We start from the raw sequence: 18,581 nt of genomic DNA, 5'->3' as shown, positions 1-18,581 counted from the left end.
GGCGATCGGCAACACCTTGCAGATCGGCTCGACCCCGTAGACGTTCCGGTTCTCGTCGATGAACCGCTTCATCACTTCGGTCGGCGGTCGAGCTCGATTGCAGCTCGAAGCGCTCGGGTACGACCAGCGCCCCTTCGGAAAGCAGCGCCTCGGCGTCGGACGGGGTGAGTTCGACATTGAATTCGCTGTATGGATTCAAATGGAGGATCGCGCCGCGTGTCAGCTCGAGGAGCTGTCGTGTATGTAGCACCAGGCACTGAGCTCCCTCCGGCACCGCTTCGAAGAACGTTCTTGCGGACGAGAAAAACGGAATGGCGGCGGTGCCGTCGATGCGTTTCCACTGCACGAAGTAAAGGCGGTCAACGCGGGCGACGTGACGTGGCTGTATCTTGTCCGGGACGATCGCCAGAACGCGACTATCCAGAAGTTGGCGGTAGAACGCGGGGCGCCACGCGGCTTCTTCGCTGGACTTCCTGAGCAATTCTTCGAGTGCGGTGCCGTCAGGTACATGGGGGGGGCAAGTCCATCATCGCGGCTCTGTAGGGATCACTGGTGGGCCTGGCGCGATGCCACGGTGCGCACCAGCGCATCGAGCGACGGGCGTTCGGTGTAGTACCGCTCTCCAAGGCCGGTGACCGCCTCGGCAAACACGGCGGTGATCGCGCTGCGCGGCTGCTCCGAAGGATGTGCCATGCCGCGAATCATCCACCGTTCCGCGACTGCTCGCCGTACGTAGTTGCGGATGGCCGCGGAAAACGCGTGACCGGGCTTGCCGTTGCGTGAGAACGGTCGCCGCTGCTCTAGGGCGAGTGAGCGGAGCGCGATGTGCACCAAATACATGATTTGATGGATGCTGAACTGGGCGAGTCCGGCCTGCAGTGCCTCGGTCGCATCGTTCGCCCAATTCGGATTGAACCCCGTGTCCGCGAGGGAGCACTGGGCATATTCGGCCACCTCCGCCAGCGCCAGGCTCTCCCAAACGACGGCCCAGGTCTTAAGCGCATCGGCACTCGTGCAGAGTTCGCCGCTCCATACGTGAATCGCCGCGGTGCACGCTCCCGGCGAGCGCAAGATCCGCCAGCCAATGTGCTCAAACCCGTGCGAGAGCCAGTCGCGAGAATCCAGCCAGTCGTCGGCCCACGACAGAGACAGCTCCGGCTCGATGTAGCCCAGGCTCTGCAAAGCCAGCAGCATGCGCTGGGCGAAGCGGCCATGGGGCGCCAGCGGCTCTTTCAGGTTCGCCAGCGGCAGCAACCGCGTGCGCGATCGGTCGGCGCCGGCGCGCAGCGCGGAAACAAAGTACAGATCAGCAGTGAGATTCGTCGCAGACACGGCTCATCACCTCACGGCGTTGGCGTCGTACTACCCCGAGAGAATCGGATTCCCTTACAAATGAACACTATAGATTGTAGTTCTATAGGGTTCAATCGGTTGTCATCCGCGAATTCCCGAGAGTTCACGGATGCCGACCAAACGTTCCCTTCCTGCTGCGCTCAAACTGGCCCGCAAGGCGCGAGGCTTGAGCCAGGAGGCGTTTGCCGATGTATCAAGCCGCACCTACATGAGCACGTTGGAGCGCGGCATGAAGAGCCCCACGCTCAACAAGCTCACGGCCATCTGTCAGGTGCTGTCGGTCCACCCGATGACGCTGTTGGCCTTGTCGTACACTGGCGGAAACGCTGGCGAACTCGACATTCTCCTCGCCAAGATTCGCCGGGAATTCGGCACGCTGACCGGGAAGTCCTAGAAACGAGTTCACACTCGCCGTTCAGTGCTGCAAGTCCCCAGTTTTCAACGCATCGCCTTGTCTGTTCGCGCCGATTGCGTCTACCGTTGATACGACGATGTAGACCCATTCTGTGAAGAGCCGAGCATTTCGCGATGAGTGAGCTTGTAGGTGAATTCGAGTTGCGCTTGACGGACCGCTACGGGGAATTCGTTCCCCCTTCCTCCCTGTGGAAGGAGCTCGGGTTCGCGACACCGGCATCGTTCCGAAAAGCACTGTCGCAGAATCGTGTCGAGGTGGAAGTCTTCGATATCTCGGGTCGTCGCGGATCGTTCGCCCGCGCACGCGATGTCGCACGGTGGCAGGCAACGGTGTACGCCACCCGCCGGCGTCACGGGACCCAGCAAAGCTGAAGGCAGTTACCCATCACTACCCTCCCGTGAACCCTTTTGACGAACAGGAGCCTCGTAGAGGGGGTGACCGTCGAGGGCAGAGCGTAAGCTGTCGCCATCATCGCCGACCTCATTGCCGGCCCCGCTGAGATATCCGTCGCCGAGCCATGCCGTTTCGCCATCGTCGCTGAATCGTGCTTTGCGCTGAGCGGGCGACCGCTGAAACGCCGCCCGCCCGACATGGCAGATCAGGCGCGCTGCCACGAGCGCTACAATCTCACCACGCCATCGTCGGATCATGCTCAAGCGCCGACCGTCCCGTCCGCACTACCACAAGCAATCCCCTGGTCGCGGGAATGCGGGCGGCCGGTAGGCAACCCCGAGCCCGGGTGTATCAGTCGTTCCGTCCTAACGGGAATACGACGTCTGAGGGTGTCGAAGCCCTTTGTGTGACGAGTTCCGCTCAAGGTGTATCCAATGAACGAGTCGGGTGACAGTGACGATCGGGCCCGCGGGGGGCGGACCTCGGTGTTCCACACCGCCCGGCGCCGGCGGGAACAGTTGCTCGCGCGCGGCTGGCCAACGGCGCAGGATCTGGCAGAACTGCTGACGGGCCATGGCTTAACCCCTGATGTTGCGGCCTTGCGCGAATCGGGCGCGCTGCTGGGCGCATGGTCGGCTGCTGATCGCGCATTCGTGTACCCCGACTGCCAGTTCGATCGGGAAGGACACCTGTTGTCTGCGATACGGCCGCTGTTGACCATGCTTCCTGCTGGCGGCGATCCCGGTGGATGGCGCCGCGTCTTCTGGCTGTACGGGCCACGCGACGCATTGGACGGCCAAACGCCGGCTCACTGGCTCAGCCGGGACCCCGATCGCGTTCTGGCACTGGCGCAGTTGGAGTTCGGCGTTCCAGCCCCCCGTACGTGAGCTGCCGATACAACGGCAGTGACGTTCGCGGGTCGGCCTGACATCACTGCGGATGTCGGGCGGCTCGAGTACAAGTTCGGGGTTCATCCACGCGCGCGAATCAACAACGGCGACTTCCGTAGCGCCGCAGAAAAAATCCGGCGTAGAGGCGCCTTATTTTTGTGCTGACCCCCGCAAATAGCGGCATCGTGTCGTCGATCTCAACAAGACTTCGGCATCGTCAATTTAGCGCGATGACAAACTTCTAACTGCAGCCTCAGCGAGCTTGTTAGAACCGTTGAAGCGTCCACCGATGCCTCAATTGTGGGGCTTTTCGACGCATCGACTGATTCGTACACATTGCGCGCCAAATCACTTGCAAGCGCACGAGACGCATGCTATTTCGCATGAAATACGAAGCTTCGCGCACGACCGATGGAAACTGCTGATCAACTTGCCGAGCGATTGTTGGGTCTGTATGGGCCCTATGTACCCTTGACGGGGGTATGGCGGCTCTTGTCGTTCCCATCGCTGAACGCGGCGCGACGTGCATTTGCGCAGGGGCACGGTCCTGTGCCCGGCCATACCTTCCCTAAGCGGCGTGGATGGTTTGTGCGCGTGGGCGATCTGGCGCAGTGGTATGCCCAAGGCATTCAGCGCAGCGCGCAGAACGTGCCGAATGCTGCGACGGTCGAGTCGACCATATCCCGGAAGTCCGAGGAGCTCTCCCCATGACATAGCCCGCCGAATTCGGGCCGCAGAAACGATAAAAGCTCGGCGGCAACCGAGCTTTTATCGTACAGCGAGTATGCAATTAGGCCCCCTACGCGCCGATTCTGCCCCGCCTCCTCCCGCAAAATCAAGCCCCCGCCAGTCGGGAACGGGCTTCTTTTGCCCTCCCGCCGTCGAGGATCTCCCTGATAAGCCCGTGCTGCCCCTAGGTGGCACGGGCGGCTATTCCGGAGGCTGTAATGGCCGTATCACCCGTGCCGTACTCGCCGCGCGCGCTCACGCGTGCCGAACGACGTTCCGAAGATCTCTACCGTTTTCACTCGCCGAAATGCGGCCGTATCGTCGAGGTGACATCTTGCATGGCCGCCGCGTGGGCGCTGCGCTGCGAATTCGATAGCGCGTGCACCGCCTACGTAGAGCGTCCGCGCACCCTCACCCTAACCGATGAAACGGTCGAGTTGTCCTTTTGGACGCGGGATCGATCAGGCGTGGAACAAACCTGGCTTCTCGTTCCCAACGACACGACCGTTCCCGGACCCGACAAGCGGCGAGAGCATCGGCACGTGCGCGCGCTCATGACCGCCGCACAAAACGCCAGCCTGGTGCTGAACTTCGTAACCGAACCGGACGTACATGCGCAATCCGCGCGCATCGGTGTCGCGTTCCAGCTCCTCCCGCTTGTTCAGTCGGCGCGGCGGCTTGTGCATCGCGTCTCGCTGCGCGAGGCGGTCCTCGCTGCGCTGTCTCAAGTGAAACGAACGACCCTACATCAGCTCCAACAGGCGACGGCGCCGTTTCATGCCGCAGACGTGCGAGCCATGGTGGCCGACCTGATCCACGCTGGCGAGATCGAGCTTCCTCCCAACGCATCGCTGCGCCCTGATCTCGTGCTGGCGGAGGCATCGCGCCATGAGCGATGAGTACTTGCGCGTTGTAGGTGCGGACGTCAGGTCATGGGCCAGACCCACCCCCGCGAATCTTCCCGAACCGTTGCGTGAGCGCTACCAGGCACGGTGTGACGCGCTGATGGGGTTGGTGGAAGGCATGTCCCTGCGCGCCGCTGCGTACCGGTTCGGGGTCGATTCTCGGACGATCCGCGCCGATGCAGTGAAGTGTCAACGACGAGACGCCGATGACCAGCTAATAGGATTCCGCGCTTGCATCCCCTATGCAGAGCGAATCACGCGGGAGCTACCCGGAAACGCCTTGGCATCGGCACCCCGGAAAGGGCCGCATGTCATGTCACGGCTGGTTGAAACCGAGCCTGATTTCTCGAAGTTGGTGATGGGATACAAAGGACAACTGCCGAAAAAAGGGCGTCGCTGCTCGGCCTTCAACGCCCACCACAAGGCAGTCTGCGCCTACTTGCTCGCGCGCTGGGGGCCGGAAGCGTATCCCTTTGATACCGATGATCATGGTCGCGCAGGACTCCTGACGCTTCATCGCCGGATTCGCGCACGTCGGCTACAAGTGGGCGCCGCTGAGGTTGAAGCTACGGCGAGCACGATCTCGACATTTCGGGATCTCTTCGTGATGCGGCCACTGGATCGACTGGAGTTCGATGAGCATCGCACCGACGTCGACTGGTGCATCAACGTCACGCTACCTGATGGAAGTACGACCACGCGCCGGTTCGTCCACGTCACGCTCCAGCTTCTCATTTGCGCGGTCAGTCGTTACATCGTGGCCTACCGGTTGATTCTGGGCGACGCCAACCAGCTCGACACGCTGTGGTTGATGCGCGGTGCCATGGCACCGTGGAAGCCTCGCGAGCTGGTGGTGCCCAACCTGTCGTACTGTCCCGGCGCCCGGCTGGGCCTTCCTCACGATGAGAATGGCGCTGCACTCCGGGCCTTGCTGTTGGCCGGCGACAACGCGTTCTGTCATTTCGCTCGGCATGTGGGGAACAACGCCGCTCACCTCCACGGCGGCATTCTCAATCTCGGTCGCGCCCATTCGCCCGAGGCCCGCGGCATCATCGAGGCGGCTTTTCGGCGCCTGGAAGAAGGTGCGCTGCGCGACATCGCAGGCGGATTCCAGCCCTCTACCGTACTCGGAGGGACAGCAACCGCCACCTCGACGCTACGCGCGGAAGACCATCCTTTGCAGTGGATGGGCCTGGAAGATCTCTTCGATGTGCTCTGCGCCAACCACAACGCGACGCCGCACTCCTCAATCGGAAATCAATTGCCGCTTCAACGATTGGATGTGCATCGACGTGATCCATGGCGCTGCGAAGTGCCGGACGGTGCGCTGACTGCGGAGCGCATGCTCATCGTCACGCTGCCCATGACCATTCGCGGAAGCGAGGGCAAGCGCAAACAGCCCTATATCCGCTACCTCCACGCCACCTACCGAAGTCCAAAACTCCGCGACCACTGGTCGTATTTGGGGAAGAAGGTAAAGGTCGACGTTAACCTAGGTGACCTTCGTCACCTCACCGTGCTGGACGAGCGCGGCAGCGCGCTCGTGCGGTTGGCCGCGCTTCCGCCGTGGAACAAAACCGTTCACGACATTGTTCTGAGGCGGCTGATTGCGCGTGCCGACAAACGCCAGCTGGTTCGCATCAACGGATCCAACGATGCGATCGCGAGCTGGCATGCCTATGCGCGGCAACAGGTCTCCCGTGCACCACGACCAGAAACCTTGCTGCGCCATCTGCCGGACTTTTCACCCGCGCCGCCAATCGCATCCAGTGCGGCCGTTCCGCACGTTGCGCCTCAGGCTCCGCTGTCGATCGCCTCCCCTGCCTTGGTCGACTTCTTCGGCGAGGAGAATGACTAAATGGAACCCGTGGACGCAGGACGTCATCCTCTTCTTCGCGAATTTCGCCCCAAAGTCGCGACACCCGCCATCATTGCTCTGGCCGACGCCATTCATCGAGCGCTGGATTTGCAATCGCGCGGACTCAATCTCCGCGGATTCGCGCAGTACGGAAAATCCAGCGCCATCAGTTATCTGCGCGGACACGCTCACTGGCTGACCAAGCGCAACCGATCCGCCGTCATCCGTACCATCGTTATTCCCAACGTCACCCGGAAAAGTGACCGGACATTCCCCCAGCTCCTGCTATCCCTGTTGGGCGTCCGCATCCCCGGCCGCGCATCCCCAACGGAACTGGGCATTCTTTTCGCCAACTCGATCGTCGCCTTTTGCCACGAGGCCGGCACCCGGCTCGCCATCCTGTTCCACGATGATGCCAACCGGTTGCAACCCTCGGACTACGACTTTCTTGCGTGGGCCGACGAGATTCTGGCCACACGCCGCTACCGGCTGTTTCACGTATTCGTGCATCAGCAGGATGTCAGCGGTCTTGCTACCGAGACGATCGCGGCCGACTACCCACCTCACGTCAGTGCCCGGTTCCGTCTCTCGTGGATGGATTTCTTCGGCATGCGGCACGCAGCCGACGTGGCGTACGTCTGCAACCGCTTCGATACGAAAAGCTTCTGGCCTGTGAAATCAGGGGTTTCCTACACCCAGCACTTTACCAGAGAGGCCTTTGAGCGCGGATTTCGTCTACAAACCTACGCCAGCGAGCTGTGGGAGGCGGCCGCCGAGGTCCGCGCTGAGGGATCGCTTGACCCCACGTGGACCTGGTCCATGCGTTCTCTGGAGGCCACGCTGATTGTCCTCCTTACCCAGACCGCCGCCCGCGATCCTCAGTTTACGGACTTCACCCGAGAGCAATTGAAGGCCGCGGTCCGAGAATCACAGCTTGTCGAGCTGGAACGTCAGCGTACCGACTATCGAACGCCAGGTGCGTCCGAAGGTAGCTCGCCATGACCGGCTCCGCACTGCCACTACAGTGGTCCAACTACGAGGGCGTTTCACCACTGGGCATCGTCTGGCGTATTGCACGTACGCATCGGCTCTTGCGTTCCGATTTGGTCAAGTGGCTCAAGTTGACCCAGCCGTCCGACAGTTGGCCCCGGCACCTTCTGAATAACAGTCGGGTGAGAGAGACCTTAGCGAAAAACGACTACCCGGGATTGAACTCACCGGAAAAAGCATGGGAACCCGCGGAATGGTGGCCATTTTCGGGGGACAGCAACAGACTCTGTTGGCTGGATCGTCCGCGTCTGTGCCTGGAGTGCGCCCGGGGCGGCTATCACACCATGGCGTTTCAATCGCCGATCTTTGACCGCTGTCCCTGGCACGATACACAACTCGCTAGGCGATGCCCGCGATGTTCGGCGGCATTCCTGGATTGCCAGTTCGGAATCGCTTCGTGGGGACAGTGCCGCTGCGGATTCGATCTAGCCGATGACACGCTTCTTATCACAGGAGATCGCGTAAACCGCAGCTCTTTCGAATCGTTTGCGCGAGCCGACCGTGAACGCTGTGAAAAATCATTCTTGATTATTCCGGATCGCTACAGGCCGCCCGACTTTGACGAAATTCGGTGTTTGGCGAAGGGCTCAATGACGCCCCAAACCCGCGGCATCGCCAAGCTGAAGCGCATAGCGATCGCAGCGACAACGCCACGTCAGTCCGAACTCCTTCGCCACGTAGAATTTCTGGGCGATGAGCAGCAACTCTTTCGGGCATTGCCCTCGGAATGGAGTTCCGACGTCACGCGGGTTTTCAACCAGTGGAATCTGCGACTCAGTAATCTGAAATTGACAGCATGCACAAGAAAAAAAGTGCTCAGCTATACCGTTCTACCCGATCGATCTAGCGATTTTCTCGTTTCGCTCTCGCTAAGTTCAGCAGTATTTTCCACCGCTCAACGGTTGGTAGTGATCCTTGAAGCAATTCGCAATAAACCCCTATACCCAACCTCGGACTATCACGTTCTCGAACATCTTTCTGCACATGATGATTTCAGCCAAGTCACGCTCCGGGCACTCAAGGTAGTTGTGCTTGAGGGAATTTCCGAGGCCATTTGGCGAAGTGTTCGTCGCCACCTCCCCCTGAACCTTTACAACGACTCAGAGTTTGCCCTACCCGGCGCGGCTTCGAGTGTGCTGCTGGAAATTGATCGGCAGGGGCGTGCGTGCGCTACAGTCAGCTGGACTTCTCTGCCGGAGGCATATGCAAATCGTTTGTTCTAGCACCCACGGCAAGCAATACCATGCTGACCGCCGTCACCGGCAGAACAACAATCTTGTTGCCGTTTCCTCGGCCAATAGATGCGCCAACGTGCATTCGCTCTGACCCTGTCAGGATTTTTGTGTGCGAGGTATAGCATGAGGACAAGGAGCAGCTATGCCACGCAAGAAGAAGCCGGCGTCAGCCGGCATGACGGAACTGCCGTCGATTCCCAAAGAGCTGATTGAGCAGCTGGCCGGTAGCGGTCTGCCGATGACGGCCGAGCAGATCAACGCCACGACGATGGCGCTGAAGAAGGCCCTGATTGAGCGGGCGCTGGGCGCGGAGCTGTCGCACCACCTGGGCTATCCGCCGGGGACGGCCAAGCCCGAAGCGGCGAGCAACCAACGCAACGGCAAGTTCGGCAAGACGGTGCTGACCGAGGACGGTCCGCTGCGCATCGCGGTGCCACGCGACCGTGCCGGTTCGTTCGAGCCGATCTTGATCCCCAAGCACCAACGCCGTTTCACCGGCTTTGACGACAAGATCGTGGCCATGTACGCGCGCGGCATGACGGTGCGGGAGACCGATGCGCCAGCGGGCTTTGAGGGTGTTGACCAGGGTCTTGAGTGGTGTGTTGCTTGGCAGGTTCGACAACCAATACTAACGCGTCGGCTGTTCGCAGCACTTCTCCCGTTGTGGCAGCATTTGGTACGCGGCCGGACACAATTTTCACCGATGGCTTTCAGAGTTTGGGATGCCCCGCAATTACTTTCTAAAGATTTGGCACTTTCTTAGCACCGCCCCCGAAATTTCGGGGGCGGTGCTTTTATTTATTGGAATTGCAGGAAGCGGGAAAGCGTACGCAGAGATTGCGGACCTCTCGATAGTCGCACAGGTCTCGCCAGAGACGTTTCGGCCCGGCCAGCTTGGCACTGTGACTCTAACTGTTACGAATAGTGGGCCTGATGATGCCGGTTCAGCCAGTCCTCTTCCGCTACCGAATCTAGTAATCCAGCGCGGATTTCGAATCCCTACCAGTTCAAGCCGCGACATACCCTACGAGATTGGCAGGCCAATTATTGGCTGCCGACAAACGGAAGATATCGTCGGCCCCTCACCGCCGCCTCTCTATTCTTTCGCCATCGTTTGGTCATTCTATTTCCCTGCAATTCCCGCAGGGGAGTCGCGCACGTGCACTTTTCCGATTCAGTTCTACGATCGACCATTCGATAGTTTCGATACCTATTGGATCGCGGCTTCGTCAGCTCAGGACCCGAACTCATCAAGCAACCGGTTTGACTACCGGTTCATAGCTGGCCCGACGCCTCCGCCGACGCCTGTGCCCGGGCTTTCTCTGTTCGCACTGCTCCTTCTTGGGATAGCTGTCGCGGCGGTGGCCGTGAAGCGAGCCACGGCTTAGTCCGCAACCGACGCTGGCGGCTAGCAGTGACCCTACGCGTTCGCTGCATGTTCGCCAAGTCATGAAAGGCATCCAGGCGCTGCATCCTTCGCAGGAAAAGCGTGCAGCACCCCTTCAACTTGAACAGCTTGCCCGTATTGCCGATGGACTGGAGCAATCAGCGACGTCGGCCGAGCAGACTGCGCGGCCGGCTGATGCACTGCGTCATCGCGCGCGCCAACTCGACCATCTGCTGACGAAATGCCGCCGGGTAGGAATACTGGGGGGATTCCGACTTGCAGATCTCCGCGCACTGCTCGGCGGGGGACTTCATGTCCCTGTTGCACTGGGACCTGATCCTTTTGTCCTTCATACACTGCTGGTGCTTGGACTGGACTTCGGCCCCGCATTTCTCGCACTTCGGGCCGGCCCACGCGGTCCATCCGGAAAGGGTCAGGATCGCAGCAGCGAAAAAGATGCGACGATTCATCGGAATGACCACTTTTGTAGCAAAAGAAAATCTTTCTGTAGGGGTTCGGTCACGCTTCCCGACCGCACGCTTCTTGGGCCTGTCGAATTCGTCTATGGCTCGGCGGTTTCCTTTCCCGTCGCGACGGCTGATGGTCAACGTACAGTGACCCTGGCGCGGCAAGCCGCCGCGACTGGCCGATGGCAAAGGCCTCCGAATGTCGCCACTGCTGGCCTCAGGGATGCTGCCTTTCAAGATGCGTCTCTCGTCCTCGCGTGATAGTGCGCCGTATTGAAGTTCGCTTGGCGAGTTGGAGTGAGAGTTGGCGCCCTGACCGGACAGTGTTTGCCGGGGTGAGGCAGAGGAAATCAGCGTGTCACGGGCATGCACGCACGGAATGCGCCGAGCATCGAAGGTGAGTCTATTGGTTCAACGGGCATAGTCGGTCGAGTACAGCAAGCTGTCCACCACACACCGTTCGACGCTTGCTACCCGGGCAGTCCCGTCCAACTGGAGGCTCGCAGGGGGGCAATGTCATAGGCTTAGGGCAACCCGTCGCCGCAACCATCGGCTCGGCGAAGTGCCGCCGCTAGGAGGCGAATGAAGACAATGCGTCGGTCACCCGGTTGGTAGCCTCGCTACCCTGCGCGCAGGGCTATGGAAAATGCGCTGACCTGCCTCGGAGTCTGTACGGGGTTTGCCTAGAATCGGCGACATCCGCTACTGACGCTAGCATACAGGTGTAGAAAACCAGAGTGGACTATGTCAATGAGAGCCCTGCTCGTACAGTTCATCGTGGCCGCCGTCTTGATCGGTGGGGTACTACTTTTCACAAGGTTCACTGCCTGGCGGTCGGCGCGGGCCGCTCAGCAACGCGCAGCGGTACAGAAAAAGGGCACTGCAGCGGCCGCTGCGGTAGCGTCCCGAATTCGATCTCCGTCACCGCCACCGCTCCCTTTGCCAGCAACAGAGCCCGTGCCGGTTCGAACAGCGTCGTCACCCCATCTACCACCTGGCGGGTACCAGCCGCCACCGGCGAGCGGTCCAGTAGCGACGCCGGTACGCTGGGTGCCGGAGGGTGAGACCGTCACAGTCGCAGGCATTTCGTTCAACGGCGGTCTGATTTACTTCGGTGATCCGGCCCGCAACCGCGAGTTTCGCGATGAACCAGCGGTGATCGATCCAACGCTGGCGGTAGATCGACAACGCGTGCAAGACGTCGCCTGGTCAGCGTCCTATTGGCCACGCTATGACCGGCTGCTGCCCACTGATCGCACCCTATTTCTCAACTGGCTGTCACATGGACGCGCGGATGGGTCGGTCGCGATCGGTATTGTGTTCCTGTTCTACTACGGAATTGAACGCCGAATCTTGGTGGACGCGGTGACTGATCCTGCTGCGCGCGCGGAGGTTCCGCGGCTGCTCGCTGAAGTTGACCGCTTGCGTCGCATCTACGTTCATAGCGCGTTTCACGACTATTCGGGGTCGTTGCGCGATCTTGCAATCGCACTGTATGGCAACGCATCGCGTTTCCGAGCGACCGCGACGTTGTCACCGGGAAACATGCCGACAGGCATGACAATTGTTCTAGGGCGATTGGTCGGCGAAGGGCAGGCACTGCCGGCGGTACTGGCCTTTGACTGGGCGCGTTGCCTCGACGATGCCCCGCGCCAGAGCGCGTTTCGTCTCGTTGAGGCTGAACTCGAGGCACTTTTCATAGCGCGATACACGGCAAGATACCCTACCGGCCTCGTAATCTCAGCACCCAAGCGCCAGTTGTCAATTGAGCACCGAGGCGCGGCGGGCAATCGCATTGGGCTGCGCCTTACAGTCGGTGTGCCCGATGTACGCGGCATCTCTGCGCCGCAACGTCCGCTGCTACAGTTACTGCAGGCTTGTCTTGAGGATCTCGGCGCCCTAGTCCGCGTGCGAAAGCGCGAGCGGCCGACGGCGCTGGAAGTGGCGGCAGCCCTTCCCGCCGAATTGCGTGGCTCTGGCGCAAACGAGGGCATGAAGCCTCTGTACGACCTGATGGACGGCGCACTGAAGTCGACGCCGATCGGCGTTTTTGCTGGCGATCGCCTGCTGACCGCTGCCGGCGTCCTCGCCGGCCAAAAGTGGGGCAAGCGCGAATGTACCGCGCTCCTGTCAGCACTGGATTCGATCGGGATCGGCGTCGAGCCGGACGTTCGGTTCGATGGCCCCATCGTTGACGCTACCAAGTCTGTGGCAGTTTTTCGTCTCCCTGACGACGCCGCAAGATCCCCGAGCGCCAACTACCGCATGGGGCAGCTGCTCCTCCAGCTTGCTGTCGCAGTAGCCGCCGCCGATGGCGAACTTGATGAACGTGAAATGGAGGAAGCGCTGCAGCACCTTGATCGACTCTTCGCGCTTGAACCTACTGAACGACTGCGTCTGCAAGCGCACTTAGCATGGTTGGAGTCGGCTCCACCATCGCTTGCCAAGCTCTCCAACAGGCTAAAATCACTTCCGCCTGAACCGCGCCGCGCGTTGGCAGATGTTGTCGTAGGCATCGCGGCAGCCGACGGCCGTATTGACCCGGCGGAACTTCGTACGCTGGAGAAGGTATACCGCGCGCTAGGACTCGATGCGGCGACCCTGCCGGCAGACGTGCACCGCGTTCAGACAGGTGTAGCGCCACGACCGATGCAGCCGACGACCGCGACCAAACCGCAGGGACTGGACGTTGATGCCATCGCGGCCAAACTCAAGGAAACGGCGGAGGTACAGAGGTTGCTGTCCTCAATCTTCGTCGAGGACAGCTCCATGCCACTCGTCGACGCGGTGACCCCGTCAGTGCCAACCTACACCGCATCGCCAATTGAGTCGGCCAATCTTCCGATTGCCGGTCTTGATGCCGCGCACAGCACGTTGCTGCGCCAGCTTTTGGCTCACTCCAGCGACATGGTAGACCGTGCTGACGTCGAACGCTGGTGCGACCCACTGGGGCTGCTGCCTGACGGCGCACTTGAAAGCGTCAACGAAGCGGCTTATTCAGTCGCGGGCGACGCATTGCTTGAGGTCGATGAGTGCATCTCGATTCGCTCTGACATACGTGACATTCTGACCCGATCACTAGAAGGAGTTCCTGCATGAATGCTTTGGCGCCTACTGTCATCCGTCCAAAAGACCGGGACACCGTGCTGCAGGCGCTACGTGCTGGCGTGGTGCCGCGCGCTGGCCTTCAGCTCATCCAGGTTGGTCGCGCCAGGGAGGTGCAGTCGCTGGTTTCTGACCTTGATCGCGTCGCCGACAGCGGCTCGGCATTTCGAGTGATCGTAGGCGACTACGGCGCGGGAAAAACGTTCTTCCTTACGCTGGTGCGCGCCATTGCGCACGAGAAGGGACTAGTAACAGCGCATGCGGACCTCAATCCCGATCGACGCCTGCACGGCGCCCAGGGTCAAGCGCGCAGCTTCTATCAGGAATTGATGCGGAACCTTGCCACGCGCACGAAACCGGATGCCGCAATGGCTAGCATCGTCGAGCGTTTCATCTCTACAGCGCTCCAGGAAGCCAAACAGAACGGCATGCCCGTAGAGACTGCCATCCACACGCGTCTGCAATCGCTGTCCGAGCTAACCAATGGCTACGATTTCGCCGAAGTTATCGCGAAGTACTATCAGGGACACGACCAGGGCAACGATCAGTTGAAGCAGGATGCAGTGCGATGGTTGCGCGGCGAGTTCAGCACAAAGACTGACGCGCGCGCTGCACTCGGTGTACGCAGCATCATCGATGACGACGATGTCTACGACCAGCTGAAGCTGTTCGCACGTTTCACTCGCCTTGCAGGCTATAAGGGTCTGCTCGTCGTCGGCGACGAGTTGGTAAATCTGCTGAAGATCCCGCACGCGGGTGCTCGGAACGCCAACTACGAACAACTGTTGCGCATGGTGAACGATGTGCTGCAGGGTCACGCCGACTCGCTGGGGCTGTTGTTTGGCGGCACGCCAGAATCCTTGATGGATCCGCGGCGCGGTCTTTATAGCTACGCGGCACTGGAAACACGCCTGCGCGAGAATGCGTTCGCCCAAGCGCGTGGTGTCGACGATACTAGCGGTCCCGTAATTCGGCTTGCGACGCTCACACCCGAAGATCTCTACGTCCTGCTTACAAAGTTGCGTCATGTGCAGGCTGGTGGCGACCCCACGAAATACCTCGTTCCAGATGACGCGTTGTACGGCTTCCTTGCACACTGCTCCAACGTTATCGGTGCGGCATACTTCCAGACGCCACGCCAGAGCATTCGTGCTTTCCTGGACATGCTGGCCGTATTGGAGGCCTCGCCCGGTACGTCATGGACCGACCTCGTTACCAGTGTGGCGGTAGCCAGCGATGAGGCGCCGCCAATCGACGACATGGACGCGACCGGGCCGCGGGAAGCGATAAAGCCCGTAGCAAGGGCGGTGATGCCAAACGTTCTGCCCACTACGATCGATGATGATGGCCTATCCACGTTCCGTTTCTAGGACGGCGACATGCTTCCCATCACTTTTGGAACGATAACCGGCGATGAGGTGTGCGGTTTGGTGACGCGCGAAACACGCGAAAGCCGCCGGCTGGATTTCAAACGCGAGCTATACAAAATTGGGGCCGGCGAAACCTCCGAAACACGGTCGCGCGAAATGCGCGAGCTGGTAGCCGACGTGGTGGCTTTCGCCAACTCTGAGGGCGGCGACATTGTGATCGGCGTCGACGAGATGGACGAAGTGGCAGTGGCCGCCGCCGGTGTCGACCTCACAGAAGCCACCGAGTTTGAACGAAAACTGGCGAACTACTGGAAGGACAAGGTGGATCCTCCGCTATCCTCAGTCGTTGACAGTCGCGTGATTCAGTCGCCTTCGGACGCTAGCAAAGCGTTCGTACTCATTCGAGTTCGGCCAAGCCAGAATGCACCGCATCGCACATCGGCGGAGCGAATTTTCTACGAACGCAACGGCGCACAGAAAAACGCTATGGACATGAGCCGCATCCGCGAAGCTTTCCTGCGGGAAGACATTCATTACGACGCGTTCGACGCATTTCGACGTAACCGGCAGAGACAGGTTCAAGACGGAGTTACTTCTGGCCTTCCGTTCCTCCAGCTACATGCTGCGCCACTACACGCGCTCGCACGAAGCAGTCGTCAGCTGCTGAACTTCGAGAATCTCAATCCCCGAGACACGATGCCGAGTATCACGCATGTCGATCGGGAGTTCTTTACGGCTACAGGCTTCTTTTGCACGTCAGATGCTGATGATGATAGTGGGCCATTGGGCTATCAGGTTTTTTTTGACGGCCGCTATGAGCAGGTAATCGGCGGTAAGAAACAAAATGGAGACCATATTTTGCCGTTGGGTTGGATTATGAGAGGCATCGCCATGGCGCTTCGGCATACTCGTCGAGTTGCCGATCAGCTGGGAAATGGACCAATACTCGTTGGAGTTACCGGCACATATTTGAGCGACTCCATTCTCGATCCTGGCAACCGCCAGTGGGTGACGAGGAAGTCAAAAGTTGCGCCCAATGAGGTGGTATGGTGTCCGGAGATCCGGTTGGAAGCTCTACCGGAGCGCTCCATTGATTTTGCCAAGTTGCTGGCACCTACGCTTCTTCCGTTGTTCCTGTCATACAACCGAGACAAGGTGGAGCTTTCACTAGATGAAGCAGCGTGGTCAATAATTGATCGCGCGTTGCCGTCGTGAATGCGTCGATGTACCTACACCCGGGCGTCCTCAAATGGATTCACGCTCGTGGCTGGCGCACCCTGCGCAACATCCAAGAGCAAGCCATCGCACCTATTCTCGACCGCCAGAGCGATGTCCTGATCTCGGCACCGACGGCTGGCGGCAAGACGGAAGCCGCCTTTCTGCCCATCGTATCGTCGTTGGCCGGCAATCCGCCGCGCGGCGTGGGGTGCATTTGCATTTCTCCGCTGCGCGCACTTATTTCCGACCAAGCGCGTCGCCTGGAAAGCCTCTGCGAGGCCACGGGCCTGCGCGTACAGCCATGGCACGGCGACGTCACAGCCGGCAAGCAGCAGTTCTGGAAAAGTCCAGCAGAAATCCTGCTCATCACGCCGGAAAGCCTTGAGGCGATGTTTCTGCACCGGGCGAGCGACCTCGCGCGTGTGATGGTCGAACTACGTTACGTTGTGTCTGACGAGTTACATGCTTTGGTTGGATCAGTTCGCGGGCGGCAGATGCAATCTCTGCTACACCGCTTGGACACTCTGCTGGGCAGGACCACGCCACGGATCGCGCTTTCGGCTACCTTTGGTGACGTCAAGCTGGCCGAGCGTTTCCTTCGACCGGACGGCGCCCTTCCCTGCATCTCGCTAGAGGGAGCACAAGGGGGCGGCGAACTTCGTGTCCAACTTCGTGCATTCATTCGCCGCAAAGGCGGTGACGATCCGTATCAGACTATTTCGGACCACTTATTCTCAGTCCTGCGCGGCGAATCCAACTTGGTCTTCGCCAATTCGCGAGGGCTGGTCGAACAGGTGTCGGATGATTTGCGTGATAGGTCCGAGCGCGCGCACGTACCGAACGAGTTCTTTCCTCACCACGGCAGCTTGTCGCGCGACCAGCGCCAGTGGCTCGAAGCACGGTTGCGAGATGCGCATTTGCCGACGACCGCGGTATGCACCTCGACATTGGAGCTTGGCGTCGACCTCGGTGACGTTGAATCCGTGGCTCAGATCGGCGGAGCACCGACCGTGTCGGCGTTGAAACAGCGACTCGGGCGCTCCGGTAGACGACCAGGCAAGCCGCAAGTCCTACGGCAGTACGTGGTACTGGGCGATGTCGCTGTCGATAGCTCGCCGGGTGAACGACTGCGCCTACCTCTGATACAAGCGATAGCTGCGGTGGAGCTGATGCTACAACGGCGGTTCGAGCCGCCGCGCCTAAACGATGATCTTCACTACTCTACCCTGGTGCAGCAGGTGCTGTCGGTGATTGTGCAGAACCGCGGAGCGCGCGCTGATCAACTCTACGGGCTCCTTTGCAAAACAGGCCCATTTCACGACATCGACACAAAAAACTTTGGCGCTTTTCTTCGCGGCCTCGGCGCCACAGGTGTGCTCGAACAGCTTGGTGACGGCACCCTCGTTCCGGGTGTGAGCGGCGAACGGCTGCTGGCAAGCCACGACCTATACACCGCGTTTGCGATTCCGGAAGAGTTTCGTCTGGTCGCCGGCGGAAAACCGTTGGGTACACTACCGATCGACTCTCCCGTTGCGCCAGGAATGTTGATCATATTCGGCGGCCGTCGCTGGAGGATTGCCCACGCCGATATCAATTCGAAGACATTGACACTCCTACCTGCGCCAGCGGGCAAGGTTCCTCTGTTTGGTGGTGGCGCTGCAGCGGTGAGCGCGCTTCTTCGACAGGGCATGTCAGAATTGCTGCGTGACACCACTATGCCCGTATACCTCGACGAAGAGGCCCAGATGCAGCTTGTGGCGGCACGCAGCGAATTCTTGGCGATGAGACTAGATACCCAGCCGATCTACGCTGAGGATTCGTGCTTGTGGCTCGCGCCATGGTGCAGCGACCGCGCCTTGAATGTGCTGCGCCTAGCTCTGTGCAGTTTAGGACTTGAGGCAACAAACGAAGATGCATTTGTAAGCGTCTCAAACTCGACAGTCCCCACCGTCGTCGAGGCGCTAGATCAATGGCGAGTGCAAGGATTGCCGTCGATGGATCAGCTTCTGGCATTGAGCTTGCCGATCGTGGAACAGAAGTTCGACCAGTTTGTGGACACCGCGCTGAGGCTACAGAACTTCGGTGTTCGGCATCTCGATTTCGACGAAGCAACTAGCGCTTTGGCACGCCTCAGCAGTACGACAGCTTGATGTTTGAAGCTTCTCTGTTATTTCGCCCATCGCCCTCGCAACATACTTTTCCCAGA

The 18,581-nt window shown here is 60.1% G+C and carries 13 protein-coding genes, 2 pseudogenes and 1 other annotated feature; of the genes and pseudogenes, 13 read left to right on the top strand and 2 right to left on the bottom strand.

Annotated elements, in window-relative coordinates; translation table 11 throughout:
• Positions 1–114: a sequence feature (AL1L pseudoknot), on the bottom strand. This feature is flagged as partial in the annotation.
• A gap of 103 nt (positions 115–217) precedes the next feature.
• Together DFR29_RS30195 and DFR29_RS25850 are read right to left on the bottom strand one after the other, a co-directional pair.
• Positions 218–481 (bottom strand): annotated as a pseudogene (locus tag DFR29_RS30195) (SseB family protein); the annotation flags it as partial.
• Positions 482–546: 65 nt separating this feature from the next.
• On the bottom strand, positions 547–1,332 hold the full coding sequence (locus DFR29_RS25850; protein ID WP_133821532.1) for a hypothetical protein: 786 nt from the start codon (positions 1,330–1,332) through the stop codon (positions 547–549).
• Positions 1,333–1,462: 130 nt separating this feature from the next.
• On the opposite strand from DFR29_RS25850, the gene DFR29_RS25845 reads away from it, so the two are divergent.
• The 13 genes and pseudogenes from DFR29_RS25845 (at position 1,463) to DFR29_RS25785 (ending at position 18,525) form a co-directional block, all read left to right on the top strand.
• Positions 1,463–1,747: a helix-turn-helix domain-containing protein gene (locus DFR29_RS25845; RefSeq protein ID WP_133821531.1), complete on the top strand. Its 285-nt coding sequence runs from the start codon at positions 1,463–1,465 to the stop codon at positions 1,745–1,747.
• A 134-nt stretch (positions 1,748–1,881) separates the two neighbouring features.
• A complete protein-coding gene (locus tag DFR29_RS25840; RefSeq protein WP_133821530.1) occupies positions 1,882–2,139 on the top strand; it encodes a hypothetical protein in 258 nt (85 codons plus the stop codon).
• A 456-nt stretch (positions 2,140–2,595) separates the two neighbouring features.
• The gene (locus DFR29_RS25835; protein ID WP_208113730.1) at positions 2,596–3,048 is read left to right on the top strand and encodes a hypothetical protein; all 453 of its coding nucleotides are present in this window, start codon (positions 2,596–2,598) and stop codon (positions 3,046–3,048) included.
• A gap of 950 nt (positions 3,049–3,998) precedes the next feature.
• Positions 3,999–4,679 carry a hypothetical protein gene (locus DFR29_RS25830; protein ID WP_133821529.1) on the top strand — a complete coding sequence of 227 codons (681 nt, stop codon included), beginning with the start codon at positions 3,999–4,001 and terminating at the stop codon, positions 4,677–4,679.
• A complete protein-coding gene (locus DFR29_RS25825; RefSeq protein ID WP_133821528.1) occupies positions 4,669–6,543 on the top strand; it encodes a hypothetical protein in 1,875 nt (624 codons plus the stop codon). The genes DFR29_RS25830 and DFR29_RS25825 overlap by 11 nt, the downstream gene beginning before the upstream one ends.
• Positions 6,544–7,545: a hypothetical protein gene (locus DFR29_RS25820; protein WP_133821527.1), complete on the top strand. Its 1,002-nt coding sequence runs from the start codon at positions 6,544–6,546 to the stop codon at positions 7,543–7,545.
• A complete protein-coding gene (locus DFR29_RS25815) occupies positions 7,542–8,816 on the top strand; it encodes a hypothetical protein (protein WP_133821526.1) in 1,275 nt (424 codons plus the stop codon). Before DFR29_RS25820 ends, DFR29_RS25815 begins: the two co-directional genes overlap by 4 nt.
• A gap of 154 nt (positions 8,817–8,970) precedes the next feature.
• Positions 8,971–9,387, top strand: a pseudogene (locus tag DFR29_RS25810) (transposase); the annotation flags it as partial.
• Positions 9,388–10,277: 890 nt separating this feature from the next.
• Positions 10,278–10,943, top strand: a complete 666-nt coding sequence (locus tag DFR29_RS25805) for a hypothetical protein (RefSeq protein WP_133821525.1) — start codon at positions 10,278–10,280, stop codon at positions 10,941–10,943.
• A gap of 789 nt (positions 10,944–11,732) precedes the next feature.
• Positions 11,733–13,781: a tellurite resistance TerB family protein gene (locus DFR29_RS25800; RefSeq protein ID WP_166654342.1), complete on the top strand. Its 2,049-nt coding sequence runs from the start codon at positions 11,733–11,735 to the stop codon at positions 13,779–13,781.
• Positions 13,778–15,157: an ATP-binding protein gene (locus DFR29_RS25795; RefSeq protein WP_133821523.1), complete on the top strand. Its 1,380-nt coding sequence runs from the start codon at positions 13,778–13,780 to the stop codon at positions 15,155–15,157. The genes DFR29_RS25800 and DFR29_RS25795 overlap by 4 nt, the downstream gene beginning before the upstream one ends.
• 9 nt (positions 15,158–15,166) lie before the next feature.
• Positions 15,167–16,372, top strand: coding sequence for an AlbA family DNA-binding domain-containing protein (locus tag DFR29_RS25790; RefSeq protein ID WP_133821522.1), 1,206 nt, complete (start codon positions 15,167–15,169; stop codon positions 16,370–16,372).
• Positions 16,369–18,525 carry a DEAD/DEAH box helicase gene (locus DFR29_RS25785; protein WP_133821521.1) on the top strand — a complete coding sequence of 719 codons (2,157 nt, stop codon included), beginning with the start codon at positions 16,369–16,371 and terminating at the stop codon, positions 18,523–18,525. Before DFR29_RS25790 ends, DFR29_RS25785 begins: the two co-directional genes overlap by 4 nt.
• Positions 18,526–18,581: the final 56 nt, after the last annotated feature.

This window comes from Tahibacter aquaticus, assembly GCF_004363655.1.
Taxonomy (GTDB): domain Bacteria; phylum Pseudomonadota; class Gammaproteobacteria; order Xanthomonadales; family Rhodanobacteraceae; genus Tahibacter; species Tahibacter aquaticus.
Note: the sequence above shows the minus strand (reverse complement) of the source record. Positions and strands in the feature narration are given on the sequence as shown.